The following is a 23,848-nucleotide window of genomic DNA, read 5'->3' as shown; positions in this document are numbered from 1 at the left end:
GCGGCACTATGCTCAATAAAAATTTTTCACCTAAAAACCAAAGCGCATTTTCTGCCCGATTTGAAGCGCAAAAAATTGCTTTTGGCCCGGTAGTTTTTCAGTGCGTCCACTATGCGTGGAAACGCGGCATGTTGCAGGCCTTATCTGATGCTGGGCAAAGTGGGTTGAGTGTGGCGGAATTGTCAGCAACTAAATGCTGGACTGACTATGCGTTAAAGGTCGTGCTGGAAACATGTTTATCCGCCGGTGTGGTTTATCTTCAAGATGGAAACTACGTGCTGGATAAAACTGGTTACTGCATCCTCACCGACAAAATCACCCAGATTAACTTCGATTTTAATCAGGATGTTTGCTATGAAGGTTTGGCAAAATTGGCCGAATCGCTAGATAAAGAACAACCGATTGGACTGAACGTATTAGGCCCGTGGCCAACCATCTATGAAGGTTTGTCCGAGTTGCCTGAACCAGCTAAAGCAAGTTGGTTCGCCTTTGATCACCATTATTCCGATACGTCTTTCCCTACTATTTTGGCCGATATTTTTGCAACTGCGCCTAAGCATGTCATGGATATCGGTGCCAATACTGGCAAATTCAGTTGCGCCGCGCTTGCCTACAATTCGGCAGTTCAATTACATCTGGTCGATTTGCCGATTCAGTTAGCCGTCGCCGAAAAATCGTTGCAAGATGCAGGCGTGCGTGAGCGGGCGCATTTACATCCGACTGATTTGCTCAATGCGGAACAACCGCTTAAATCGGGTATGGACGTTATCTGGATGAGCCAGTTCCTGAGCTGTTTTAGTGAGGCCGTCATTGCTACTATTTTGCAGCGTGCCGTAGCAGCTCTTGGACCAAAAGGGCAGCTCATTATTATGGATACGTTCTGGGATCGTCAGCGCTACGATATCGCTTCTTACTGCTTAATCAATACCTCGCCTTACTTTACCTCGATGGCGAGTGGCAATAGCAAAATATATGAGAGTACTGATTACATACGCTTGGCTGAATTAGCCGGTTTGGAATTATTAACGGTGCGCGATGACATTGGCTACTGCCATTCATTGCTTCGATTTGGAGTGGCAAGTGCTTAAGTTTTGCGTTGTGATCCCGGTCTATGATCACGAGCACGCGATTGGTGCCGTGGTCGCTGCCGTGCTCGCACATAAAGTGCCCTGTATTTTGGTGGATGATGGAAGTTCAGCCGGTTGTGCACAAAAGCTTGATTCGTTGCTTGCAGAAGTAGCGGACCCGTCACAATTAAAGTTATTACGGCTCAACGTTAATTCAGGAAAAGGTGCGGCGGTATTAGCTGGTTTTACCTATGCAGCTTCTGAAGGCTATACCCATGTTTTGCAGGTTGATGCAGACGGACAGCACTGCACGGCAGATATTCCTCAATTTTTGGCCGCAGCGGCTAAGCAGCCGGAAGCGATTATTGCTGGCTGCCCTGTTTTTGACGAATCTGTGCCGAAAATTCGACTTTATGCGCGTTATCTGACGCATATCTGGGTTTGGATAAATACGCTGTCGTTCGATATTAAAGATTCCATGTGCGGCTTTCGTGCGTATCCGGTTGCAGCTGTGATGGAGCTAATTGCCCATCAAAAAATCGGTGCGCGGATGAATTTTGATACTGATATTTTGGTGCGTTTGTATTGGCAAGGGCTAGATGTCGTTAACTTGCCAACCCGTGTTACGTATCCGAGTGACGGAGTTTCGCATTTCCGCGTTTGGTTCGACAATGTGCTGATTACACGAATGCATATCATTTTATTTTTTGGCATGTTGTTGCGTATTCCACGCTTATTAGTTAGAAAGATGAATCGGCGATGAAACCGGGCGAGGATAAAGCTCCAGCGACTCAAACCGCTCATTGGGCAGCGATCAACGAAGTCAGCTTTCTAGCGGGAATTCGGCTGATGTTCTGGATATGTAAAGTATTTGGACGCTGGCCGTTCCGGTTGATTTTGTACCCGGTTTTATTGTGGTACGTATTGGTAAGCTCGTCAGCACGCCGAGCTTCACGCGAGTATTTGAAGCGCGTAAACCAGATTGCGCCGATAGGTACAAGTATTTTTAAAGTGATACAGCACTTTGCAGCTTTTGCTGAAATGATGCTCGATAAAATGTTGTTATGGAGCGGGCTATTTGATACGTCATCGGTGCAGTATTTCGGTGTTGAACAAATGGAACAACTGATAGCGGAAAAACGCGGCGCGATATTGATCTGTTCCCATTTGGGAAATCTGGATTTATGCCGGGTTTTGTCGAGTAAACGCAATAACTTAAAACTGACTGTTTTGGTGCATACCAAGCATGCACAAGTATTTAATAACATGCTGGGATCGATCAACCCAAACAGCCAGCTTAATTTGATGCAGGTATCAGAAATGACACCTGCAACTGCCATGCTTTTGGCGGAGAAGGTAGCGCAGGGCGAATTTATTGTTATTGCCGGTGACAGAGTTCCCGTGGCAGAAAATCCGCGCGTGGCAGTAACTACATTTTTGGGACAGCCAGCCGCTTTTCCGATCGGCCCTTATGTGTTGGCGAGTATTTTGCAATGTCCGATTTATATGTTGTTTTCAATGCGGCGCGAAAGTGGTACCGAAACGCACTCAGAAATTCACTTTGAATTATTGCGTGATGCAGTGCGATTACCACGCAAAGGGCGCGAACAGGCATTGACCGAATTAGTAGCAGCATATGTAGCGCGACTTGAAGCACACTGTTTAAGTGCTCCGCTGCAATGGTTTAATTTTTACGATTATTGGCACTTACCTCAATTGGATATTTCTGATGCAACACGCTGAACCAACAAAAAACCATAGCACGATTAGTTTTGATCAATCACGTTTGCAGATTGAAGATATTGTTTCCATCGCTAATAAAACAGCATCTGCTGCACTGTCACCTGATCCGTTGTTTCGCGCCGCTATAACGCGCGGAGCGGATTTTCTTGATCGCTTGCTGGCAGAAGACGGCACTATTTATGGCGTTACAACGGGCTATGGTGATTCATGTACGGTGGAAATTCCACCTGAATTAATCGCCGAGTTACCGCATCATTTATATACCTACCATGGCTGCGGATTAGGTGAATACTTTACGCCAGCACAAACACGCGCTGTCATGGCCGTGCGATTAGCCTCCTTATGCAAAGGATATTCAGGCGTATCGGTTGGCCTATTAGAGCAAATTACGAGTTTGCTGAAAGAAGATATCTTGCCGTTGATTCCTTCCGAAGGCTCAGTTGGCGCGAGTGGCGACCTCACGCCATTGTCCTATTTGGCAGCAGTTTTGTGCGGTGAGCGCGAAGTGTGGCGCGACGGTCAGCATGTGCCGGCAGCGCAGGCATTAAGCGAAGCAGGCATTACTCCTTTACGCCTGCGTCCAAAAGAAGGTTTGGCCATTATGAACGGCACTGCGGTCATGACGGCACTTGCTTGTCTTGCTTATGACCGTGCTGAATATTTAACTAAGTTGACGACCCGCATTACCGCAATGGCGTCATTCGCGTTGGATGGCAATGCAAAGCATTTTGATGAAACCTTGTTTTCAGTCAAGCCGCACGCCGGTATGCAAAAAGTGGCGAGCTGGTTGCGTCAAGATTTGCAGTGTGAGCAAACAGAACGCAATGGCAAACGCTTGCAAGATCGTTATTCGATCCGCTGCGCTCCACATGTGATCGGTGTGCTGGCTGATGCCTTACCGTTTTTCCGTCAGTCGATTGAAAACGAATTGAATAGCGCCAACGATAATCCGATTATTGATGCCGAAGGCGAGCACGTTTTACATGGCGGTCATTTTTACGGCGGGCATATTGCTTTCGCAATGGATGGTATGAAAAACGCGGTTGCCAATTTAGCGGATCTGTTAGATCGGCAAATGGCGTTATTGGTGGATAGCCGCTATAACCACGATTTGCCCTCCAATTTATCTGGCGCAGTCGGCCCGCGTGCGGCGATTAATCATGGTTTAAAAGCGTTGCAAATCAGTGCCTCGGCCTGGACTGCGGAAGCGCTCAAGCTAACTATGCCAGCGTCGGTGTTCTCCCGGTCAACGGAATGCCATAACCAGGACAAAGTCAGCATGGGCACAATCGCTGCGCGTGATTGTTTGCGAGTCTTGGAATTAACCGAACAGGTAGTTGCTGCGTTGCTGATCACCGTGCGACAAGGTGTTTGGTTGCGTTGTCGTCATACGCCAGCCGTAATGCCTGAAGAATCGTTGCAGCAGATGATGGCGTTGTTAAGTGCCGACATTCCAGAGATTATTGAAGATCGTCGTTTGGAACCGGATTTGCGTTTAATGCTGGAACGGATTCGACATCAAAATTGGACACTCTATGCGTAGGCAAGCTGAATCAAGCCGCTGGTGGGCTGAAACAGAAATTAAAGTGCAATTTTTTGACCTGGATCCGATGCAGATCGTCTGGCATGGTAACTACGTCAAATACCTTGAAATTGTGCGTTGTGAATTGCTGAATAAAATCGGCTACAACTATTCTGAAATGCTGGCCTCCGGTTTTTCCTGGCCGATTATCGATATGCAGTTGCGCTATGTCGGTGCAGCTGTCTTTAATCAACGGTTGAAATTGCGGGCTGAAATTGTAGAGTGGGAAAGCCGCTTAAAAATTAATTACTTGATCAGTGATGCCGCAACGGGAAAGCGTTTAACCCGTGCCAGCACGACCCAAGTGGCAGTCAATATCGCAAGCGGCGAAATGTGTTTTGTGTCGCCGCCAGCGTTACTTACTAAGTTAGGAGTTGATCCATGTTGAAACAACTATGTACACTTTTTTGCTGGGCGGCGCTTGCGTCTAACGCCTCGGTTGCCGCGCCTAGTCCGGTAGTCACCAAGATTCAATCTATGTTGGCAAAACCGTCCGTGCTGTGTGGCCGCTTTGATCAAACCAAGCAATTAAACGGTATGAAAAAACCGTTGGCGTCGAATGGCCGTTTTTGTGTGGTCGCAGGCAAGGGCGTGGTATGGCGTACCTTACAACCGTTTCCGAATACGCTACGTTTAACGCGCGATGAAATCGTGAATTACCAAGGCGACCGGGTTGCGATGCGGCTGGATGCAAAACAAGAACCGACAGTACGCATGATTAATAGCGTGCTGTTTTCATTATTGGCGGGCGATTTAGCGCAGCTCGACACGCTGTTTGAAGTGGATGGAAACGCTGACGCTGCGACTTGGCACGTGGCTTTAAAAGCGCGTGAGCCCGCCTTAGCCAAAGCAATTGGCGCTATTAGCCTGGACGGCGGTGCTTACGTTAAAACCATCAACATCAATGAAGCTAGCGGCGACCATACCACCATCGTATTTTCAGCAATACAGACCGGCGACACGGCAATGCAGCCTGAAGAAGCGGCGTTATTCTGATGAGCCGTCGTAATAGTATTGCGCTGTGTTGGGCGCTAGTCGTTTGTTTGTTATTGGGCCATAACGCTTACCTGTGGTTGGGCAAGCGGATAGTTCCTGATACGGACATTATGGCGTTGCTGCCGGTGCAAAAACGTGATCCTGTTTTGCAGCAATCGTTTACGCACATGGTCGATGCAGCACAACAGCGCGTGATTGTTTTGCTGGGTGCTAAAGATTGGACAGACGCGAAACGGGCAGCTGATGCGTATAGCGCTGTGCTGTCGACCAAAGCAGAATTACTAACTACGACGCAGCTGACAGATCAAACTCAAAATGACTGGCTGGCCAAATTTCAGGAACATAGCCTGATCTTATTAAGCTCAGAACAAGAATCCCAGCTAAAAACGCAATCGCCACAATTTTGGCTTGATTCGGCTTTACGTAATTTATATAGCCCCTTTTCCGGCCCCAAGCTGGGAGCATGGCGCGACGATCCGTTCGGCCTGTTTACTGGCTGGGTGCAGGAACGAGCGCAGGAAACGCCAGTTCGCCCGCGCGACGGCTATTTGTTTGTGGCTAACGCAGAACGACAATATGTTTTGCTGTCGCTCACACTTAAAGACTCCGTATTTGCGATGGGTGTTCAGCAGTCAGTGATGGCTTTACTTAAGCAGGCAAATGAAGCTGCGCATAAGACCGCCCCCGATGCTGAAATCATTACTGCGGGTGTGATATTACATGCCGCTGCTGCCGGTGAGCAGGCGAGTAATGAAGTATTTACAATCGGTCTGGGTTCGATGCTCGGTATTATTTTACTGATGTGGGTTACTTTTCATTCGCTTAAACCTATTTTGCTCATTCTGTTATCCATCGCAATCGGCTGTCTTGGTTCACTGTCAATTTGCTGGATTTTATTTGAGCGGATACATTTATTGACCCTGGTTTTTGGAGCTAGCTTGATTGGCGTTGCTCAGGATTATGGTATTTATTTTCTCTGCAATCGGCTCAGTGCTGACGCTAAACTCAGCTCGGAGGCTTTGCTAAAACGGCTATTGCCGTCACTTTCATTAACCTTATTGGCAGCAGTGATTGGCTATATGGGACTGGCATTTACCCCGTTTCCAGGGCTGCGTTACATGGCGGTATTTTCTGCATTAGGTCTGGTATTTGCATGGCTGACAGTGATTTGCTGGTTCCCACTGCTTATTAGCGGCGGCACCTTAAAAAGTGGTGCATTAGTGCGAGCTTATGGCAATACGCTGACACGCTGGCCGCGCTTGAAGGCGAATAAAATCACGATATTTATCGGGCTGATTTTTGTTTTATTTGCCGCCTTTGGTGTTGCGCGCTTAGGTGTCAATGATGATATTCGTTTGCTGCAAAATCCTCCGCAACACTTAATTGCCGATCAAATTAAATTAAGTAAATTATTGGATGCACCAACGCCCGTGCAGTTTTATTTGGTGCGCGGTGCAACCCAGGAAATTGTTTTGCAACGTGAGGAAGCATTAAAGAAGCAGCTGGATCCATTGATTGTGCAACATAAAATTACGGGTTATCAAGCTCTATCTAATTGGGTGCCATCGGCGCAAACACAAAGCGTTCGCAAGGCCTTATTGGAAGAGAAACTGCTTAATGAAGGCGGCGCATTAACCCAGTTGGCACAACAGCTAGGCGAAGATGCTGACTGGGTTGCTGCTACGCGTACACATTTGCTGAATTCTGGAAAATTGCTCACGCTGGACGAGTTTTTAAAAACGCCAGCCAGTGAGCCTTGGCGGCATTTGTGGTTGGGTAAAGTCACTGACGACTACGCTAGCATCGTTGCCTTGCGGGGGTTGTCGAATGTTAATTTACCGCTGATACAACACGCTGGTGATGGACTGGATGGCGTGCAGTGGGTAGATAAAGTGGCGGAAATTTCTTCTGTGCTAGGTCAATATCGCCACTACATGGGCTGGGTGGTGATGTGCTCATACCTTGTGGTGTTCGGGTTGCTTTTTGTGCGCTATCGTCGTGACACATGGCGGGTAATTGCGCCTGCTGCCATCGCCAGCATCGCGACGCTGGCGATACTTGGATTTTTTAATCAGCACTTGCAGCTGTTCCATGTTTTGCCATTAATGTTATTGCTTGGAATCGGCGTTGATTACGGCATATTCATGCAGGAAAAAGCCAGTGTGCATCATGCTACGGCGTGGCTGGCGATTGGTTTGTCTGCTGCAAATACCTTACTTTCATTTGGTTTGCTGGGGCTGAGTAAAACTCCCGCTTTGCAATCTTTCGGCTTAACGATGCTAATTGGAATTGCATTGGTGTGGCTTATTGTTCCTTTTTTTAGAAAAGAAAATCTTCATGGCGATTGAAAATGAAATTGACAATGAGTCCAAGGAACAAATGGAATCCGTTGAAATACTGATCATCGGCGCAGGGCCAGCTGGCTCAGTGGCTGCGGCGTTGTTGCGTCAACAAGGGCGTGAAGTGCTGGTGTTGGAGCGTGAGCAATTTCCTCGGTTCTCAATCGGTGAAAGCTTACTGCCGCAAAGCATGGAATACCTTGAGCAAGCGGGAATGTTACGTGCCGTTGTGGAAGCTGGTTTCCAGTTTAAAAATGGCGCAGCCTTTGTGCGCAATGGTCAATACACGGATTTTGATTTCCGCGATAAACATACCATCGGCTGGGGTACTACTTATCAAGTGCAACGCGGTACATTCGATCATATTTTAGCCAAAGAAGCCGAACGTTTTGGCGCGCAAATTCGTTATCGTCATGAAGTGACGATGATTGACCTTGTGCAGGAAAAACCGGTAGTCACGGTTAAAGATCCCGACGGAAAGATTACGCAAATTGAAGCAGGTTTTATACTCGATGCCAGCGGTTTTGGGCGTATTTTGCCGCGCCTTTTAAAGTTGGAATCACCGTCCAACTTCCCGGTGCGCGGCGCAATTTTTACGCATATTGAAGATCGCATTTCTGGGGAGTTTGACCGTAATAAAATCAGGGTGACGGTTCATCCCAAGCATTGCGATGTGTGGTTTTGGACGATTCCTTTTGCTGCCGGGCGTTGTTCCTTAGGTGTGGTTGCGGAAACCAGTTTTCTTGATCGTTACCAAGGAACTGAAGTTGAGCGTCTGCAAGCGATTATTTCAGAAGATGAGTCATTGAAAACCTTGCTGGAAAATGCCGTGTGGGATACGCCGGCGCGTCATATCGTCGGCTATTCAGCAAACGTTGCTTCGTTGTCCGGCAAAGGCTATGCCTTGCTTGGCAATGCGGGTGAATTTCTTGATCCGGTGTTTTCATCGGGCGTCACCATTGCATTCAAATCGGCTAGTTTGGCGGCAGCTTTATTGCAGCGCCAATTTGCCGGTGAAGAAGTTGATTGGCAAGCTGAGTATGGAATTCCACTCAAAAAAGGCGTTGATACTTTCCGGGCTTTTGTTGAATCGTGGTACGCAGGCGGTTTTCAGCAGATTATTTTTCATGAAGAACATCAACCTGAAATTCGCCGCATGATTGCATCGATCTTGGCTGGTTATGCCTGGGATTTAACTAACCCTATGGTGAAGGAAACAGCACGTCGCCTGGCTGCTCTGGAGGCATTATGCACATCAGAATGATGCGCGTTTGGGGTTTAAATTGTTGTCTGGTTTTATTGTTGACCGCCTGTGCGAGCCAACCGCCGCTCCCGGCACGTCTGGACTTGAAATTGGCGCCCGCAGAATTAGGCGAATCGATTTCATTGCAGCAGCATTTAATAGTGGAACGCAACGGAAGAATTGATGATCTGGATGCGGCACTGGAAGTTGATGCCACGCAGTTGCAATTAGTTGGAATAGCGTTTGGGCAGCGGGTATTGAGTTTGAACTACGACGGTAAACAAGTCAGCTCATGGCGTCATGTCATGCTGCCAAAACAGGTGCGGGCAGAAGATATTTTGGAAGATATTCAACTCACCTTATGGCCAATTGAATCGATTCGCAAAGCCTTGCCAAGCGGCTGGACTATTGAAGATAACGGGTTGCGACGTACGTTAATGATGGGCGGCGAGGTAGTTTGTATCATCAATTACAGTGCTATGCCGCGCTGGAGTGGTACGGTTAAGTTGGAAAATTTGCGTTATCACTATTCATTGATTATTCAGTCAGTATCTAACAATCCTTGATAACAATAGAAAATAATACGGAACACAGCATGTTGTATCTAAACGAATGTGGAATTGTCTGTGCATTGGGAAATACGCATAGTGCGATTAAACAGCAACTTCTTGATCTTGCCCAAAGTGGCGTGAAACCGACCGAAGCATGGTCGGCCGGCCGCTGCCTGGCACTTGGGCGTGTAGATGCGCAGGTAGACGCTGAGTTGCCGTCTATGGACGCTTGGCCAACTGCGCAGCTCAGTCGTAATAACCAGATGGCGTTAGCCGCTTTGGCGCAAATACGCCCGGCAGTGGATGCGGTCATTGCACGCTTTGGATCGGATCGGATTGGTGTGGTGATCGGCACCAGCACGTCAGGCATTGCCGGTACGGAAAGCGCCTTGCGTCAATTTGTGGTTGACGGCACTTTCCCTGCCGACTTCCATTATGGGCAGCAAGAAATGGGTTCGCCTGCCAGCATGTTGGCAACGGAGTTAGGCGTTACCGGCCCCGCTTATGCACATTCAAGCGCCTGTTCTTCCAGCGCTAAAGCGCTTGCCAGTGCCGCACGCTTAATCAATATGGGTTTGTGTGACGCGGTATTGTGTGGCGGCGTTGATACGCTTTGCGCATTTACCGTGGCTGGGTTTTCTGCTCTTGAATCGGTCAGTGTTGAGCAATGTAATCCACTCAGCGCAAACCGGAATGGGATCAATATTGGTGAAGGCGCGGCGTTGTTTTTGATGACGCGCGAACCCAATTTAGGTGCGACTTCAGTAGCATTGTGTGGTTGGGCCGAGACTTCGGATGGTTATCATATATCCGCGCCTGATCCGGCCGGTGGTGGCGCGCGTTTATCGATGAATCAGGCATTGCAACGCGCAAAGTTACAGCCATCACAGATTGATTATATTAATATGCATGGCACGGCGACGCGTCAAAACGATGCGATGGAAGCCAAGGTGATTCATGAGTTATTTGGCCCTGATGTTGCAGTAAGTTCAACCAAGTCATTTACCGGACACACTTTAGGTGCCGCGGCCGCGATTGAAGCGGCATTGTGCTGGCTGGCGATGCAGGATGATAATGCCGATGGCAAGTTACCGCCGCATTTGTGGGATGGCGTTCAAGACCCGACTTTACCCGTATTAAATGTGGCTGCACCTGGTGCTCGGCTAGGCAGGCCGATAAAATGGGCGCTTAGTAATTCATTCGCGTTTGGCGGATCGAATGCGACGTTAATATTGGGACGAATCTGATGAGCTTTCCCGAAATTCGAAGCTTAATCCCGCACAAAGACCCGATGGTGTTGCTTGACAGGGTGATTGCGGTCGATGCAGAGTCCTTGTGTGCAGAGCTGACCATTACGCCTGAAAGCAGGTTCTTTGATGGGGCGGGAGTCGGTGCCTGGATTGGTATCGAATACATGGCGCAAGCGATTGCCGCATTTGCCGGATATTCCGCACAGCAGCGCGAAGAGGCAGTGAAGGTCGGTTTTTTACTTGGCTCACGCCGTTATGAATGCAGCTGTTCCAGTTTTTTATTGGGCAGCGTATTGCAAGTGCAGGTGCAGCGGGTATTACAAAATGAAAATGGTTTGGGCGCATTTGAATGCACAATTAGTGATGCGAACGACCCGAATGCTGACGCACTGGCAACGGCAACCGTGACGGTTTTTCAGCCTGACAATGCTAGTGATTTTTTACAGAATAGTTCAAATGAAAGTTAGTTATGAATAAGAGTGTGTTGGTCACCGGATCGTCACGAGGTATTGGAAAAGCGATTGCGCTGCGCTTGGCGGCGGATGGCTATGACATTGTTATCCATTGCCGCAGTATGCGCGATGAGGCAGATCAGGTCGCTCAAACGATTGCGGCGATGGGGCGCGCCTGCCGGGTTTTACAGTTTGATATTAGTGACCGTGATACCACCGCCACTACGTTATTAGCCGATGTTGAACAGCACGGCTGTTATTACGGTGTGGTGTGCAATGCCGGTGTGGCGCGTGACAATGCTTTCCCTGCGATGTCGGGAGAAGATTGGGACATCGTTTTGCAGACTAATTTAGACGGTTTTTATAATGTGTTAAACCCGCTTATTATGCCGATGGTACGTCGTAAAAAGCCTGCCCGTATCGTCACTTTGGCGTCGGTTTCCGGCTTAATAGGTAACCGCGGTCAGGTAAACTACAGCGCTGCCAAGGCGGGAATTATCGGTGCTACTAAGGCATTGGCCATTGAGTTGGCTAGCCGTGCTATTACCGTTAACTGTGTAGCGCCGGGCTTGATCGATACCGATATGGTGAGCGGTGTCCCTATGGAAGAAGCGTTAAAAATGATCCCTGCGCGCCGCATTGGTAAGCCGGAAGAAGTCGCCGCTGTGGTGAGTTTTTTAATGAATGACGATGCCGCCTATGTGACTCGCCAGGTTATTTCAGTGAACGGAGGCATGGCATGACGCTTCAGAAAAACCACCGGGTGGTAGTCACCGGCATGGCCGGTATTAGTCCAATCGGTAATGATTGGAAAACGATACGCGAGCGACTTGGTCGTTACCAAAACGCCATCGTCAATATGCCGGAATGGGCCGATTACGAGGGCTTGAATACGCAATTGGGCGCACCGGCAGTACCGTTTGAATTATCTGAAAAATATAATCGTAAAGCTATTCGCAGTATGGGGCGGATAGCATTAATGGCGACTCGCGCCAGCGAATTAGCCTTGCTTGATGCGGGTTTGTTAGATTCGCCGCTGATAAAAAGTGGGCAAATGGGCGTTTCATTCGGCTCATCAGCAGGTACGCCAAGCGCGATTGGCGACTTTGGCCGCATGATGGAAGAGCGCACCACCAAAGGCATCAACGCTACCACCTATATCAAAATGATGGCGCATACCGCGCCGGTAAACATTGGCGTGTTCTTCGGTTTAACCGGGCGAGTAATTACCACTTCAAGTGCCTGCACTTCAGGTAGCCAGGGAATCGGTTATGCCTATGAAGCCATCCGCAGCGGTCGTCAACTTGCCATGATCGCCGGCGGTGCAGAAGAGTTATGCGCAACCGAAGCCGCAGTGTTTGATACCTTATTTGCGACCAGCGTTAAAAATGACGCAGCCAGCACAACACCGCGTCCGTTTGATACTAATCGCGATGGTTTAGTAATAGGCGAGGGTGCAGGTAGTTTAATTTTGGAAGAGTTTGAACATGCGCAGGCACGTGGTGCCACGATCTACGCTGAACTGGTCGGCTTTGCGACTAATAGCGACGGTTGCCATGTAACCCAACCAAATTCTGAAACAATGAAAATTGCCATGCAATTAGCGTTAGCTGATGCAGGATTGCAAGCGTCGGATATTGGCTATGTGAATGCGCATGGAACTGGCACAGAGCAAGGTGATATTGCAGAGTCGCACGCAACAGCCCAGGTGTTCGGTAAACATACGCCGATCAGTTCCTTAAAAAGTTATATGGGCCACACGCTTGGCGCGTGCGGTGCTTTAGAAGCGTGGATCAGTATTGAGATGATGCGTGAAGGCTGGTTTGCGCCTACCGTTAATCTTGAAAATGTTGATCCACGGTGTGCTGAACTGGACTATATTGTCGGCTCTGGTAGAGAATTACAGTGTGACTATGTGATGAGTAATAACTTTGCGTTTGGAGGAATCAATACGTCATTGATTTTTAAAAAAGTGCAAAATTGAATGATTTCAACGAAGTAGATTTTTTAAATAAAGGAAGAAATGATGAAAAAGATTTTGGCAATAATGTTGGTTACTAGTGCAGTAGCAATGTCAGCACAAGCTTCAGACACCAAAGTGATGTTACCGATTGCCGGTGCAATGGCTGCGAATGATGCTCAGGCGCGCCTTGGTGATTCAGTTAAATTTTATTTTGCTGGTCAAACTACACCTGCAATCATTAAAACACTAGGCAGTGATAAGGTCAGTCTGAAAACTAATGCTGTTGGTAAGTCAGATGAAAAATCCTGTAACTGGGTATTTTTATCCGACATGATTTCACTGCAAAAACGTGCTGTTGAACTTGGCGCAAATGCCGTCGTAAACATCACCAACAACTACAACAACGTTGAAAACCCAAGCGCTACTGAGTTTGAATGTCATGTTGGTACTATCATGTCTGGCGTTGCATTTAAGGCTGATTTTGTCAGAATCGGCGACAAATAAAATAGCCGGCATCGCAACGGTATGGCTGATTGATAGCCGTACCGTTACTGATGAGCAGCTAGCTCCTTTGCTCTCTTGGTTGAGTATCTCGGAAATTGAGCGGTACAAACGGTTTATGCGGCCATTGCGCCAACGTCAGTTTTTAATCGGGCGGCTTCTATTGCGTTGTGTTTTAGCTCGGACGCTAAACATCGCCGTCAACAGTATTGTGCTCACTGAGCAAGCTAATAACGCACCGTTATTGCACATACCTAATTTGACCAACACCCCAGAATTTAGCTTGTCGCATACTGGCAACTGGATTGCCTGCGCAGTTAGTTTGTCGACCCAATTAGGGCTTGATATTGAAGAGTTAAATACCAGCCGTGATTTACATGCATTAAGCCAGCAGGCTTTTAGTGCAGATGAAAACGCGTGGCTAGCTTTGCAAGCTGATGACAGCAAAGTAGCTGCATTTTATCAACTTTGGAGTCGCAAGGAAGCGCACTACAAGCTTACGCAAAGCCATGCTTTACCGCACAATGATTACTGTTATACGTTACCGCATCCGGCCATTTCTATTGTGCTGTGCACGGAGTTTGAACTTGGCGAATTACCCAAACTTGAAACGGTTGATTGGGTAAAATTATTGCCATAGCCAATTCCATATTCCGGGTAGTGGCGGCTTGATTGATGTGTCATGCATGGCGCTAGTTAATGCGGCGCGCTCTAGTTCATCGCGATTAGTATAAAAAGGGATGGTCGTGGTCGGCATCTCTAATTCGGCGGCAACCTGCACCAAAATTTCTAAGTACACTTCAACGTGGTTCGATGTGTAGGTATTCACATCATGAAAAGTGACGACTATCGGTGTGCAGCCATCGACGACTGGTAACTTGCCAGCTAGCCATTTTGCGCGTAGCTCACCCAGTTGTTTGAGCATATTGCTGTGTTTATGGAAGCTGAAATTTACTCCCCAAATTTTTCCGTCATTGGCACTTAAATCAGTCAGTAAAACTTGCATGCCGTGGCGTTGATACGCTGCGAATGTGCGTTTGTCGTAATTCCAAAAAGGCGGGCGTACTAATTTTGGCGCAACGCCAGTAATTTCCGTTAAATCGGCAATGCCGTCTTGCAGTGATTGTTCAAATTCTGGCTCACTTAAAAAGCGGTGATTGGAATGATGTGGTGTCGCGGTATGAAATCCTAGCAGATGACCTTCATTCCATTCGCGCTGCATCAGTTTTCTTCCGATTGCAGTGCCGCCACCAGTGACTGCGCGTGTCTGGGTAAAAAAAAGTGCCTTAATGCCAGCTTGAACATGATTGTTCGCCAGCACCTCGAGAACCTGTTCGGTTGAATTGTTATATTTATTGCCGCTTGGGCCGTCGTCAAAACTGAGCAGGAAGCGGATCGGCGCAGGTGTGGCAGGTGCTGCAGACTCGGCAAGTTCAGCAGATGCAGGATTGGCCAGGCATGCGGTACTGAAACAGCAAGTAATCGTTAAAAAAAACAAAAACTTGGTGAAGCACAGTTGATACGGCGGCGGGCACAATAGTTTGCGAAAAGTAAAGGTTCTAAATTGAATTAACACAGAAGGGAAAAAGTACGATTGAAGTAGCCGACATTGTACTGCCTCAGCTGGCTATTTCGCGTTCCGTTCGTGAAATAGCGTAAGTGAGTTATTTTTACAATCAAGGCAACCTCGATATTGAACTCGGGTACTTCATTATTTCGCGGTGACGCTGAATTGACCGATCAGATCATTGACGTTATTCTTTACTGTTTTCATTTTTTCAAGAACACACATGAACCAAGCCTATATTTGCGATGCACTTCGTACCCCGATCGGCCGTTATGGTGGCGCTTTAAAAGAGTTGCGTGCGGATGATCTTGCTGCCATTCCACTGCGTGCGCTAATGGCCCGCCATCCTCAAATGGATTGGGCCGCCGTACAGGATGTGATTTTGGGTTGCGCCAATCAGGCCGGTGAAGATAACCGGAATGTGGCGCGCATGTCGGCTTTGCTGGCTGGCTTTCCGTTGGAAGTCGCTGGCTCAACGATTAATCGCTTATGTGGTTCTGGTATGGATGCGGTGGGCACTTGCGCGCGCGCAATTCGTTCTGGTGACACGGAGTTGATGATCGCCGGAGGCGTTGAATCGATGACGCGTGCGCCGTTTGTCATGAGTAAAGCCGATAGCGCATTTTCACGCAAGGCTGAAATTTTTGATACGACGATGGGCTGGCGTTTCGTCAATCAACTGATGCAGGCGCAATACGGCATCGATTCAATGCCGCAGACCGCAGAAAACGTCGCAGCTGAATATGGCATTAGTCGTGAAGATCAGGATTTATTTGCCGTCGCTAGTCAGAACAAAGCAGCGGCAGCGCAACTAAGTGGTCTATTTGCGCAAGAAATTACCCCAGTCATTATTGATCAGAAAAAAGGCCAGCCGATTGTTGTGCATCAGGATGAACATCCGCGCGCGACTAGCATGGAAGCTCTGGGTAAATTAAAAGGTGTCGTTCATTCTAATGGCAGTGTGACTGCTGGAAATGCGTCGGGCATTAATGATGGCGCATGTGCGTTATTGCTGGCGAGTGAAAACGCTGTAAAACAGCATGGGCTGGTGCCGCGGGCACGCATAGTCGGTATGGCTGTTGCTGGTGTCGCGCCACGGTTGATGGGCATCGGCCCGGTACCAGCAACCCAAAAATTGTTAGCGCAATTGGGAATGACGCTGGATCAGATGGATGTGATTGAATTGAATGAAGCCTTTGCCGCGCAAGGCTTGGCTGTGCTGCGTTTGCTGGGCTTGCAGGACAATGATCCACGGGTAAATCCCAACGGTGGTGCAATCGCGCTGGGACACCCGCTAGGCATGAGCGGGGCACGACTAGTGACAACCGCGATGTATCAGTTGCAGCGCACCGGTGGGCGATATGCGTTGTGTACGATGTGTATCGGCGTTGGTCAGGGTATAGCCATTGTGATCGAACGTGTCTAATTAATGACGTTAACTTAAAAGTTAGCCAAGTACGCGCCCGGTTTGTACCAAGGGCGCGGCTAGTTGGCAATGACCGTGCTGGTCATCAAAAAACATATGCGGTTGAAAAGCGGCTAACACGGCCGATTTTTCTACCCCGCCCATAAAAAAAGTCTCATCAATCAGTACATCCCAGGCACGCAAAGTGCGAATGACCCGTTCATGCGCAGGAGATGCTCGCGCGGTGACTAAGGCGGTGCGGATCGGTGAGCTTTGTCCGTCAGGCGCTTTGAAGTGGGTTTGAATAAACGCCAGTGCTTTTAAGACGGGTGCAAATGGGCCGGCAACTAAGGGGTTGCGTGCATTTTCACGTTCATGCTGCTCGAATGCTTCTACGCCGTGTTCCTGATAAATGCGTTCAGACGCGTCGGAGAAAATCACCGCATCACCGTCAAAAGCAATCCGGATTTGATCTAACTCTTGTGTGATCTTGTCCGGCTTTTGATAAAGCAACGCCGCCGCCACGCCCGAGCTGGCTGCGGCTCTCACGTCTTCTTCATGCTTAGATAAAAACAGGCTGATGTTAAATGCCTTTAAATACGGTGCCAACATGGAGCCGCCGGTTAATGCAGCGCGAGTAATGTCAAGATCATAGTGTTTGATGGAGTTAAAAATGCGCAGCGATGTTTCAGACGAATTGCGCGACATAATCACGACTTCAACCAGACGTTTATCGGGCGTGAGGGCGTTGAGTTTTAATAAGGCGCGTACCAATGCAAAACCTGCTCCGGGTTTTAAAATGGTATTTTCGTGTTCAAGTTGATGCTGCCGATAATTGGCTAAACCTTGTTGCTGAAAAATGTCTTCTTCCGTTTCCAGATCAAATAGTGCACGCGAAGAAACGCCGATAACGAGTAGGTTTTCAAGGGAGACAGGCATGATATTGACCGGTAAGTACGAAGAAGATGATTATCCTAGATCCGCACACTTTATGCTGGAATTCCCAGAATCACGCTGGAGGCCTTGAATATTCCCGTGGCATGGACGCCGACAGTTAGCCCAAGTGTATTGCAGCTTTCATTGGTGATGATGGCTGAAATTGAACCGCCACCAGTCAATTCAATCAGCACGTCGGTGTTGACCGCGCCGGAGATTAAGCGTGCAACGACGCCGCTTAAGCGATTGCGGGCAGAAAATTTTGCACCTTCGCAGTCCGTCATCACAATAATGGACGAGGCCTTCATTAAGGCAAACGCTTCAACGCCGACCTGCAGGCCGAGCTCTTCGGTGCTTTCGTGGGTGATGATGGCGACTATTTTGTGTCCACCGGCAATCTGCAATTCAATCTCGTCATTGACGGAGCCGTGTTTGATGGCGCTTACTTTTCCTAAAAACTGGTTACGCGCACTGGTTTTCATATTCATTCTCCTGATTAGTAATAAATCGTCCGCGATGCCTAGCGATTGCTGGCTGAGCTGATCAATAAACCGCCGATGTTCCAGTTCAATGATTTTAAAGTTTTGCACTAACTGTGTTCCGCGTTGGGTTAGGCGTGTACCGCCACCGCCTTTGCCGCCGCTGACGCGCTCCACCAACGGCTCACCCGCCAGCGTATTCATTTTGTCGATAGCATCCCACGCAGCCTTGTAACTCATTTTGATTTCTTTAGCTGCCTGTGTAATTGAGCCGCATTCGGCAATTTTAGCCAGCAGAGCGACGCGGCTCTGGTCACCAAAATTTTCCCCGCCGACCGTCATCCACACGGAGCTGTCCAGCTTGATGGCGTTATCTTTGGTTTCCATAGTGTGTCTGCAAAAGTTTCAAATAAGGTGCTTAGCATACTGATGAAAATGAAAAAAGGCCATGATGAAAATTCATCATGGCCTCTTCAAACTCAGCTAGCTAAAGCAGAATTAAAATCTTACGCGCAAACCGGTGCCGAAAATGGCGTTACGTGTTGCCAGTGTTGGCGGGCTTTGCTGTACTAAATACTCGCCGCTATAGTGGGCCAGCATTAAGCCGGCGTAGAGGTCGGTGTGTTTGGTAAAGCTGTAGTCAGCCATCATTGATAAGGCTTGTATTGTGTATTGGTCGTTGTGGTTATTTGCTGCGTTATTTATGTTGTAATAACCCGCATCCAAGGTAAATTTATCGGTGAATTGATAACCCTCACCGATCCATGCGGTAGTGACGACGGCACTGCCCCAAGTAGGATCGAAGGCTTTTGCCGTTACCAGACCAGCTATCGACATGCCGTAATAGTTAGTGATTTGGGTGTTCCAGTTATTGGAACTGGAAGGCGTGCTTTGGCTAGTACGTTCGATCCCTGCTCTCACGGTAGATTGTGGCGTTACTTCAAACTTAGCGGTCAGCATGTAGCCGGAAGTGTCTGATACACGTAAGCCGACATCATTGGTAAACAGTTTGAATGACAGTGCCGGGGTATTTTTAGCCTGTGAAGCGGTTGCTTCCAAGCTGAATGAACCACTTTTATAGGACAACATACCTTCTAAGACGGAACCGACATCATCTGCTTCTGAGCTATTGGTGTTAGCGATTTTGTATTGCAAACCAAAGCCGACATCGCCGATTTTGTTTTCATATTTCAGGCTGTTATCTAAACGTGAATTTTCAGTCAGTCCCAAACCGCCGCCGGTTGCGCCTGAAAAACCGATTAATGAATATAAGCCTGAACCGTGCAATGGATCGAATTCAGATGTTTGATCAAAGGAGAACGCGGTGGTTCTGCCAAGCTCAATAGAACCCCAAGTAGCATCGCCCAAACCAACATAAGCCGCGCGAGAAAATAGCTGGCCATTGATTGCAGCTGCACCGCTAATGGTAGATAGCGAATTGGCGTTGTTTAAAACAGTTTGTCCATTGTTGGCGATTTGTCCGCTGCCAAGATTCATGGCGGATTCTAATTTGAAGAAGGTCTTCATACCGCCACCCAAATCTTCATTGCCTTGAATACCCCAGCGTGACATCGATGCGCCACCGGAAACTAGTGCGTTCACACTGCTCTGGTTTTGTGCCGTTACGTTATAAGGATTCAGACTAAACGCGAATTGGTCGTTAGCCGGTAAAGAGTGCTCAATGTGGGCAAAGCCTTCATCTAAAATTCCGTATAACTGCACGGTAGTGTCAGCGTGAGCGAAGGTAGTTGCCATCGACATGACAGCCAGTGCTAGTAATGATTTTTTCATTATTAAATCCATTTAATTAATCAATTCTGATTGCGGAAACAGCAGGTAGGAAACAGAGTAAGTAAATCCATACCTTGAACAATATGCATTGCTGTTTTTCAATAAACCGTAATATACACATTTATATTACGACTCAGAATAGTTTCTAAAAATAAATTAAAAATGTGAGGTGATTCACTTTAAAGTGCCTCGTTTTTAGGCGTTTATGCAACGGTTTTGGTTTGTCGGTGCGTAGTTTGTAAATCACGATTGGCCGTGATTGAAATAAACCGGAATTGGCGAATGTAGTTAAAAGAGGAGCGGATATGTGGGTTAATTTGTAGTAATCGTGACTTTAAAAAACTGAATCTGTCAGATTAAATAACAACTGTTGACTTGCTAATAAGGAATGTTATTAAGTCTTCGTACGACTGAAATGTGTAGGTCAGGAGTCAGATAACGAATTTTGGCGAAGGTTTGGAATCGGCATATATCGATATAAACGCGCCAGTCACCAATTCCCCCAATTTCCTATTTATAACGCTCAAAATGCCCTATCTAGGGCATAGCAATTGCATTCAATACTCTATAAAATCTTTCGTTAATGTAAATAAGTAACTAATTAGTGGCGGTTGGGCTAATGCTGGCACCAGCCTAATTGAGACACGAATTGGCACGTAGCTGACGATCAGATTAAGACCTGAATTTGCACATTTAAAAGGAGTCAATAGTGAAAAAAATCGCAATTTCCATTTTGTTCCCGGCCCTGTTTCTAAGCTTGTCGGGTCCATCCTGGTCCTCTGATGTTACAAGTGAATCTGCGCCTGTCGAGACAGCCGGACACATCACTGGCGTTGGCGGCGTGTTCTTCAAGGCGAAAGATCCGAAGGCCCTTGCGGCGTGGTATCGCGACGTGCTTGGCATGCCGCTGGAAGTCTGGGGTGGTGCGGCGCTGCGCTATGACGCGCCCAAGCATCCGTCGGCGCTGATCTGGAACGCGTTTCCTGCCTCGACGAAATACTTCGCGCCATCGACCAGTCAATTCATGATCAACTACGCAGTCGACGACATGGATGCATTGATTTCCCGGCTGCTTGCGAAAGGCGTCACAGTCCTAAAGCGCACCGATGACGACCCGAATGGCCGCTTCGCGTGGATTCTGGATCCAGAAGACAACAAGATTGAATTGTGGGAGCCGAAACGCACCGCGCCGCCCTGATTGAAACAAAGTTGAATTGCCTCATTAGAATGAACTTAAGAATTACAGTATTCATAGTGACAGACGTTTCACGGCGCAATGTCGATATCTGACTGGCCCTGGAAAATTGTGGAAAGCTGACTTAATTGAGAACAATGAATGCAAATTGAAATAAAGAGGATTTCAACTTTAATGGTAGAAATGGGACATGATTACCGTACTACTTCTGTAAGTACTGGACTAGAGTGCCTTCACTCGGATTGATTTGAAGGATTATGTGTACTAGTCCTGACTCTATGCGACAGATACCGTTAGATTGAATTTTAAAAATTAACTCCGTTGTAAGAACCAATGTTTAATCGATGGACGACCGCAATGAACGGGTTGGAAGCCAGTTGGTGGTTTTGGCTAAAGCTCGGAATCGGCACGTTGCCGCCAAATTGAATTGGCCTGAATTTTTAGTTTTAAAACACTACAGTAGGAGTTAAGTATGAGTACATATTTACCAGCATTAATTTGGCTGCTTTCGGCTTTTGCGTGCATGTTCATTGCCAAGCGCCGCCATGTTAAGCCAACTGCTATCTGGGCAATGGTAGTGACTGTATTGGGTCCTATAGCAATTCCCTTAGTATTTTTTGCAAAGCCTGAGAAATATGCTCGAACCTAACACTCGGTAACGGCACAATCCAGAGAGTCAAATAATCTTCTAAATATGCAAATGGATTCTGGATTGAATATATCGGAGTGAAGCGAAATGAAAATCAGAACAAATTCAGCGGGCGTTACATTTAAACCGATTCCTATGAAGTGTGAAGCACATAAAGGACTGGATTCAGGTGACTAAAGTAAATAGTGAGCAATTGAACATTGGACAATTTAGTGAACAGTCATTTGCTAATTTGGCGAGTGCGATAAATTGGATTGATCTCCACATGGAAGACGAACACTACCTAAAGTGATAGGGCTACCGGCGATTGCTCAAATCGGCACAAAAGGGACGGTCGGGTAGGTGTCAGATCTGGCATCGGTACATAGGTGACAGTTTGCTAGTTCCAAAATTGTATAAAGCGAATATTTTTAGAAAATTTCATTGACTCAGGAGTGCGGAATGGCTGAAGAAATGTTAAACACCTTAACCCTGCAAGGTTCTTGCCACTGTGGCGCTGTGACTCTGACTTTACCATCGATGCCGGAGACAGCAACAAAATGCAATTGCTCACTGTGTCGGCGACTTGGCGTTCTGTGTGCCTACTATCCATTTGGAACCGTACGTATCGAAGGTCACCCGGAGCATACAGTCGACTATGTCTGGGGTGATAAGAGTTTAAGGACAGTTCGATGCAAAATTTGCGGTTGCGCGACGCATTGGGAACCTATCGATGGAGAGTTGGGATCAAGGCATGGCGTGAATCTGAATAATTTTGACCCACGCCTTCAGGAATTGGTGAAGGTTCGTCACTTCGACGGAGCTGATACATGGACGTTTATTGATTGATGAGGATTGTTGGTTGTTGGTCTATTTCTACGCATTGCTGTTAGATTACAATCTGCCAGGTTCTGGTACTTTGGAGACTGTCGCGATTAAACTCAAATAAGTTAAAAATGGAAAACAAAGAAACAATCCCGTTCCACCAAAAGTCTTACGTTTGTATTCATGTATTTGAAAATGTGAGACCGGTATTGTTGGTCAGCCGGGAACATGGCGATTGGTGTTTTTTGTGCGGTGACGATCATCCAGAGGATGCTTCGATCTATCGAGCGGTTGGGATAGGTCATGTGTTGTCGCGACACCCGGATTTAGCTGAGGTTATGGATTTACTGCCTGATGAAGAGGCCGAACGCAGCAAGGTATGTGTATAAGAACTAGTGACGACCCCTCAAATCAAGCGTTAAACATCGTGCAATCGACAAAAGCATGGAGTCCAAGGTTTTCTAACGTGACTAGTGCATCACAGCCAGTTGAAGCAAAAACGACATCTAGTGATGAAGGAGAAATTTTCGGTCTAAATTTAGACGGTAAAACAGTTGCCCAATACGTGAGGGAGTATTATGGCGCGGCCGACAAGGGAGATCCCAAAGCAGCGTTTAAGATATATCAAGCGGAATTGATTTGTGATGGGTTAAAAAGCAACGAACGAGCGCAAAGTACAAAAGGAGAAGGATGGTTGAACGGAGCAGATATGCGAAAGGCTCAAAAGCTTTGTGATGGTTTTAACGGAAATCGCAATGAACTTTTGAAATACATCGCTCAAGCGGCAAAGGGTGGTGTTGCAGATGCTCAGGCTCTTTTCATAAACACCCCGCCTGATTGGGTACTTGACGGACCACTGATTCCCGATACGACGAACCCCCATGTTAAAGAATGGTACGAGCAAGCAATTGGCTATCTAAATCAGGCCGCCACACAAGGCAATCAAATGGCCATGTTAGATCTGGCGCGCATTTACAAAAATGGTGACGGAGTGCAGAAAAATCTACAGATGGCTGCGACTTTTGAGATTGCCTACTTTCAAATTCACAAATTGCCACTTTCAAATCCCCTTGTAGCCAATATTACAAATCAGCTGACACCCGATCAAGTGCGCGAAGCAACATCCGCAGCGCAGGTTTATGTTGCAGCCAGCGATAACGCCAACAATAATCAGTGAGTCGATTCGACGAATTGAAGTTTGAATGGCAGCAATGTAGAAGGTCGACCGTCTCCAATGGGCGGCGGATTCAACCGGTCGATGCAAAACTCAATTTTCTTAAAATTGTGCAGATACTATTGTCTGCATTTGAAGTAAAGCCATTGCCAGAAGTTTTC

Annotated in this window: 25 protein-coding genes; 21 read left to right on the top strand and 4 right to left on the bottom strand. The window is 47.5% G+C overall.

Translation table 11 applies throughout. The annotated features are described in order from the left end of the window. Nucleotides 1–8 precede the first annotated feature (8 nt). From S2091_RS01750 to S2091_RS01680, 15 genes are read left to right on the top strand one after another with little or no spacing between them, the layout of a single operon-like run. Complete coding sequence (locus S2091_RS01750; RefSeq protein WP_105530041.1) at nt 9–1,088, top strand: class I SAM-dependent methyltransferase; 1,080 nt, start codon at nt 9–11, stop codon at nt 1,086–1,088. Next, nucleotides 1,081–1,830, top strand: a complete 750-nt coding sequence (locus S2091_RS01745; RefSeq protein ID WP_243405275.1) for a glycosyltransferase family 2 protein — start codon at nt 1,081–1,083, stop codon at nt 1,828–1,830. Before S2091_RS01750 ends, S2091_RS01745 begins: the two co-directional genes overlap by 8 nt. After that, nucleotides 1,827–2,810 (top strand): LpxL/LpxP family acyltransferase, encoded by a 984-nt coding sequence (locus S2091_RS01740; protein WP_105530039.1) that lies wholly within the window; start codon nt 1,827–1,829, stop codon nt 2,808–2,810. The genes S2091_RS01745 and S2091_RS01740 overlap by 4 nt, the downstream gene beginning before the upstream one ends. After that, nucleotides 2,797–4,353, top strand: a complete 1,557-nt coding sequence (locus S2091_RS01735; RefSeq protein ID WP_105530038.1) for an HAL/PAL/TAL family ammonia-lyase — start codon at nt 2,797–2,799, stop codon at nt 4,351–4,353. Before S2091_RS01740 ends, S2091_RS01735 begins: the two co-directional genes overlap by 14 nt. Beyond that, nucleotides 4,346–4,780 carry an acyl-CoA thioesterase gene (locus S2091_RS01730; protein ID WP_105530037.1) on the top strand — a complete coding sequence of 145 codons (435 nt, stop codon included), beginning with the start codon at nt 4,346–4,348 and terminating at the stop codon, nt 4,778–4,780. The genes S2091_RS01735 and S2091_RS01730 overlap by 8 nt, the downstream gene beginning before the upstream one ends. Further along, nucleotides 4,774–5,388: an outer membrane lipoprotein carrier protein LolA gene (locus S2091_RS01725; protein WP_105530036.1), complete on the top strand. Its 615-nt coding sequence runs from the start codon at nt 4,774–4,776 to the stop codon at nt 5,386–5,388. Before S2091_RS01730 ends, S2091_RS01725 begins: the two co-directional genes overlap by 7 nt. Next, nucleotides 5,388–7,736 (top strand): MMPL family transporter, encoded by a 2,349-nt coding sequence (locus S2091_RS01720; protein WP_105530035.1) that lies wholly within the window; start codon nt 5,388–5,390, stop codon nt 7,734–7,736. Before S2091_RS01725 ends, S2091_RS01720 begins: the two co-directional genes overlap by 1 nt. Next, a complete protein-coding gene (locus S2091_RS01715; protein WP_243405274.1) occupies nt 7,726–8,991 on the top strand; it encodes an NAD(P)/FAD-dependent oxidoreductase in 1,266 nt (421 codons plus the stop codon). Before S2091_RS01720 ends, S2091_RS01715 begins: the two co-directional genes overlap by 11 nt. Then, on the top strand, nt 8,976–9,536 hold the full coding sequence (locus S2091_RS01710; protein ID WP_105530034.1) for a DUF3261 domain-containing protein: 561 nt from the start codon (nt 8,976–8,978) through the stop codon (nt 9,534–9,536). Before S2091_RS01715 ends, S2091_RS01710 begins: the two co-directional genes overlap by 16 nt. 29 nt (nt 9,537–9,565) lie before the next feature. Beyond that, complete coding sequence (locus tag S2091_RS01705; RefSeq protein WP_105530033.1) at nt 9,566–10,768, top strand: beta-ketoacyl-ACP synthase; 1,203 nt, start codon at nt 9,566–9,568, stop codon at nt 10,766–10,768. Beyond that, complete coding sequence (locus S2091_RS01700) at nt 10,768–11,238, top strand: hotdog family protein (RefSeq protein ID WP_105530032.1); 471 nt, start codon at nt 10,768–10,770, stop codon at nt 11,236–11,238. The genes S2091_RS01705 and S2091_RS01700 overlap by 1 nt, the downstream gene beginning before the upstream one ends. A gap of 2 nt (nt 11,239–11,240) precedes the next feature. Continuing rightward, the gene (locus S2091_RS01695; protein WP_105530031.1) at nt 11,241–11,966 is read left to right on the top strand and encodes a 3-ketoacyl-ACP reductase FabG2; all 726 of its coding nucleotides are present in this window, start codon (nt 11,241–11,243) and stop codon (nt 11,964–11,966) included. Continuing rightward, entirely contained in the window at nt 11,963–13,207 is a 1,245-nt protein-coding gene (locus S2091_RS01690; protein WP_105530030.1) for a beta-ketoacyl-ACP synthase, read from the top strand. The genes S2091_RS01695 and S2091_RS01690 overlap by 4 nt, the downstream gene beginning before the upstream one ends. A gap of 39 nt (nt 13,208–13,246) precedes the next feature. Next, nucleotides 13,247–13,690, top strand: coding sequence for an excinuclease ATPase subunit (locus S2091_RS01685; protein ID WP_341476980.1), 444 nt, complete (start codon nt 13,247–13,249; stop codon nt 13,688–13,690). Next, complete coding sequence (locus tag S2091_RS01680) at nt 13,626–14,327, top strand: 4'-phosphopantetheinyl transferase family protein (RefSeq protein WP_105530028.1); 702 nt, start codon at nt 13,626–13,628, stop codon at nt 14,325–14,327. Before S2091_RS01685 ends, S2091_RS01680 begins: the two co-directional genes overlap by 65 nt. On the opposite strand, the gene S2091_RS01675 is transcribed toward S2091_RS01680, so the two are convergent. Continuing rightward, the gene (locus tag S2091_RS01675; RefSeq protein WP_243405273.1) at nt 14,316–15,185 is read right to left on the bottom strand and encodes a polysaccharide deacetylase family protein; all 870 of its coding nucleotides are present in this window, start codon (nt 15,183–15,185) and stop codon (nt 14,316–14,318) included. The two genes, S2091_RS01680 and S2091_RS01675, sit on opposite strands and share 12 nt — an antisense overlap. Nucleotides 15,186–15,477: 292 nt before the next feature. On the opposite strand from S2091_RS01675, the gene pcaF reads away from it, so the two are divergent. Continuing rightward, nucleotides 15,478–16,680, top strand: a complete 1,203-nt coding sequence (gene pcaF, locus S2091_RS01670; protein ID WP_105530027.1) for a 3-oxoadipyl-CoA thiolase — start codon at nt 15,478–15,480, stop codon at nt 16,678–16,680. Between the two features lie 21 nt (nt 16,681–16,701). On the opposite strand, the gene S2091_RS01665 is transcribed toward pcaF, so the two are convergent. The 3 genes from S2091_RS01665 to S2091_RS01655 form a co-directional block, all read right to left on the bottom strand. Then, nucleotides 16,702–17,598 (bottom strand): 5'-nucleotidase, encoded by an 897-nt coding sequence (locus tag S2091_RS01665; RefSeq protein WP_105530026.1) that lies wholly within the window; start codon nt 17,596–17,598, stop codon nt 16,702–16,704. A 50-nt stretch (nt 17,599–17,648) separates the two neighbouring features. Continuing rightward, on the bottom strand, nt 17,649–18,461 hold the full coding sequence (locus tag S2091_RS01660; protein WP_105530025.1) for a TOBE domain-containing protein: 813 nt from the start codon (nt 18,459–18,461) through the stop codon (nt 17,649–17,651). 111 nt (nt 18,462–18,572) lie between these two features. Then, nucleotides 18,573–19,865, bottom strand: a complete 1,293-nt coding sequence (locus S2091_RS01655; RefSeq protein ID WP_165794882.1) for a porin — start codon at nt 19,863–19,865, stop codon at nt 18,573–18,575. A gap of 709 nt (nt 19,866–20,574) precedes the next feature. On the opposite strand from S2091_RS01655, the gene S2091_RS01650 reads away from it, so the two are divergent. The 5 genes from S2091_RS01650 (at nt 20,575) to S2091_RS01635 (ending at nt 23,690) form a co-directional block, all read left to right on the top strand. Then, a complete protein-coding gene (locus tag S2091_RS01650) occupies nt 20,575–21,063 on the top strand; it encodes a VOC family protein (protein WP_243405272.1) in 489 nt (162 codons plus the stop codon). 469 nt (nt 21,064–21,532) lie between these two features. Further along, nucleotides 21,533–21,709 (top strand): hypothetical protein, encoded by a 177-nt coding sequence (locus S2091_RS23925; RefSeq protein ID WP_165794881.1) that lies wholly within the window; start codon nt 21,533–21,535, stop codon nt 21,707–21,709. A 441-nt stretch (nt 21,710–22,150) separates the two neighbouring features. Then, entirely contained in the window at nt 22,151–22,537 is a 387-nt protein-coding gene (locus S2091_RS01645) for a GFA family protein (protein WP_207769581.1), read from the top strand. A 107-nt stretch (nt 22,538–22,644) separates the two neighbouring features. Continuing rightward, complete coding sequence (locus tag S2091_RS01640; protein WP_105530023.1) at nt 22,645–22,902, top strand: hypothetical protein; 258 nt, start codon at nt 22,645–22,647, stop codon at nt 22,900–22,902. A 77-nt stretch (nt 22,903–22,979) separates the two neighbouring features. Beyond that, nucleotides 22,980–23,690 carry an SEL1-like repeat protein gene (locus S2091_RS01635; protein WP_133166839.1) on the top strand — a complete coding sequence of 237 codons (711 nt, stop codon included), beginning with the start codon at nt 22,980–22,982 and terminating at the stop codon, nt 23,688–23,690. Nucleotides 23,691–23,848: the final 158 nt, after the last annotated feature.

It is taken from the genome of Solimicrobium silvestre (assembly GCF_002976435.1).
In the GTDB taxonomy this organism is placed as follows: Bacteria; Pseudomonadota; Gammaproteobacteria; order Burkholderiales; family Burkholderiaceae_D; genus Solimicrobium; species Solimicrobium silvestre.
Note: the sequence above shows the minus strand (reverse complement) of the source record. Positions and strands in the feature narration are given on the sequence as shown.

Bases quoted from the DNA above. Each gene is read 5' to 3' on its own strand.
- S2091_RS01730 (WP_105530037.1), top strand. From the start codon at position 4,346: ATGCGTAGGCAAGCTGAATCAAGCCGCTGGTGGGCTGAAACAGAAATT.
- S2091_RS01735 (WP_105530038.1), top strand. From the start codon at position 2,797: ATGCAACACGCTGAACCAACAAAAAACCATAGCACGATTAGTTTTGAT.
- S2091_RS01700 (WP_105530032.1), top strand. From the start codon at position 10,768: ATGAGCTTTCCCGAAATTCGAAGCTTAATCCCGCACAAAGACCCGATG.
- S2091_RS01680 (WP_105530028.1), top strand. From the start codon at position 13,626: ATGTTGGTACTATCATGTCTGGCGTTGCATTTAAGGCTGATTTTGTCA.
- S2091_RS01695 (WP_105530031.1), top strand. From the start codon at position 11,241: ATGAATAAGAGTGTGTTGGTCACCGGATCGTCACGAGGTATTGGAAAA.
- S2091_RS01685 (WP_341476980.1), top strand. From the start codon at position 13,247: ATGATGAAAAAGATTTTGGCAATAATGTTGGTTACTAGTGCAGTAGCA.
- S2091_RS01715 (WP_243405274.1), top strand. From the start codon at position 7,726: ATGGCGATTGAAAATGAAATTGACAATGAGTCCAAGGAACAAATGGAA.
- S2091_RS23925 (WP_165794881.1), top strand. From the start codon at position 21,533: ATGAGTACATATTTACCAGCATTAATTTGGCTGCTTTCGGCTTTTGCG.
- S2091_RS01720 (WP_105530035.1), top strand. From the start codon at position 5,388: ATGAGCCGTCGTAATAGTATTGCGCTGTGTTGGGCGCTAGTCGTTTGT.
- S2091_RS01690 (WP_105530030.1), top strand. From the start codon at position 11,963: ATGACGCTTCAGAAAAACCACCGGGTGGTAGTCACCGGCATGGCCGGT.
- S2091_RS01740 (WP_105530039.1), top strand. From the start codon at position 1,827: ATGAAACCGGGCGAGGATAAAGCTCCAGCGACTCAAACCGCTCATTGG.
- pcaF (WP_105530027.1), top strand. From the start codon at position 15,478: ATGAACCAAGCCTATATTTGCGATGCACTTCGTACCCCGATCGGCCGT.
- S2091_RS01645 (WP_207769581.1), top strand. From the start codon at position 22,151: ATGGCTGAAGAAATGTTAAACACCTTAACCCTGCAAGGTTCTTGCCAC.
- S2091_RS01710 (WP_105530034.1), top strand. From the start codon at position 8,976: ATGCACATCAGAATGATGCGCGTTTGGGGTTTAAATTGTTGTCTGGTT.
- S2091_RS01640 (WP_105530023.1), top strand. From the start codon at position 22,645: ATGGAAAACAAAGAAACAATCCCGTTCCACCAAAAGTCTTACGTTTGT.
- S2091_RS01750 (WP_105530041.1), top strand. From the start codon at position 9: ATGCTCAATAAAAATTTTTCACCTAAAAACCAAAGCGCATTTTCTGCC.
- S2091_RS01725 (WP_105530036.1), top strand. From the start codon at position 4,774: ATGTTGAAACAACTATGTACACTTTTTTGCTGGGCGGCGCTTGCGTCT.
- S2091_RS01660 (WP_105530025.1), bottom strand. From the start codon at position 18,461: ATGGAAACCAAAGATAACGCCATCAAGCTGGACAGCTCCGTGTGGATG.
- S2091_RS01705 (WP_105530033.1), top strand. From the start codon at position 9,566: ATGTTGTATCTAAACGAATGTGGAATTGTCTGTGCATTGGGAAATACG.
- S2091_RS01665 (WP_105530026.1), bottom strand. From the start codon at position 17,598: ATGCCTGTCTCCCTTGAAAACCTACTCGTTATCGGCGTTTCTTCGCGT.
- S2091_RS01655 (WP_165794882.1), bottom strand. From the start codon at position 19,865: ATGAAAAAATCATTACTAGCACTGGCTGTCATGTCGATGGCAACTACC.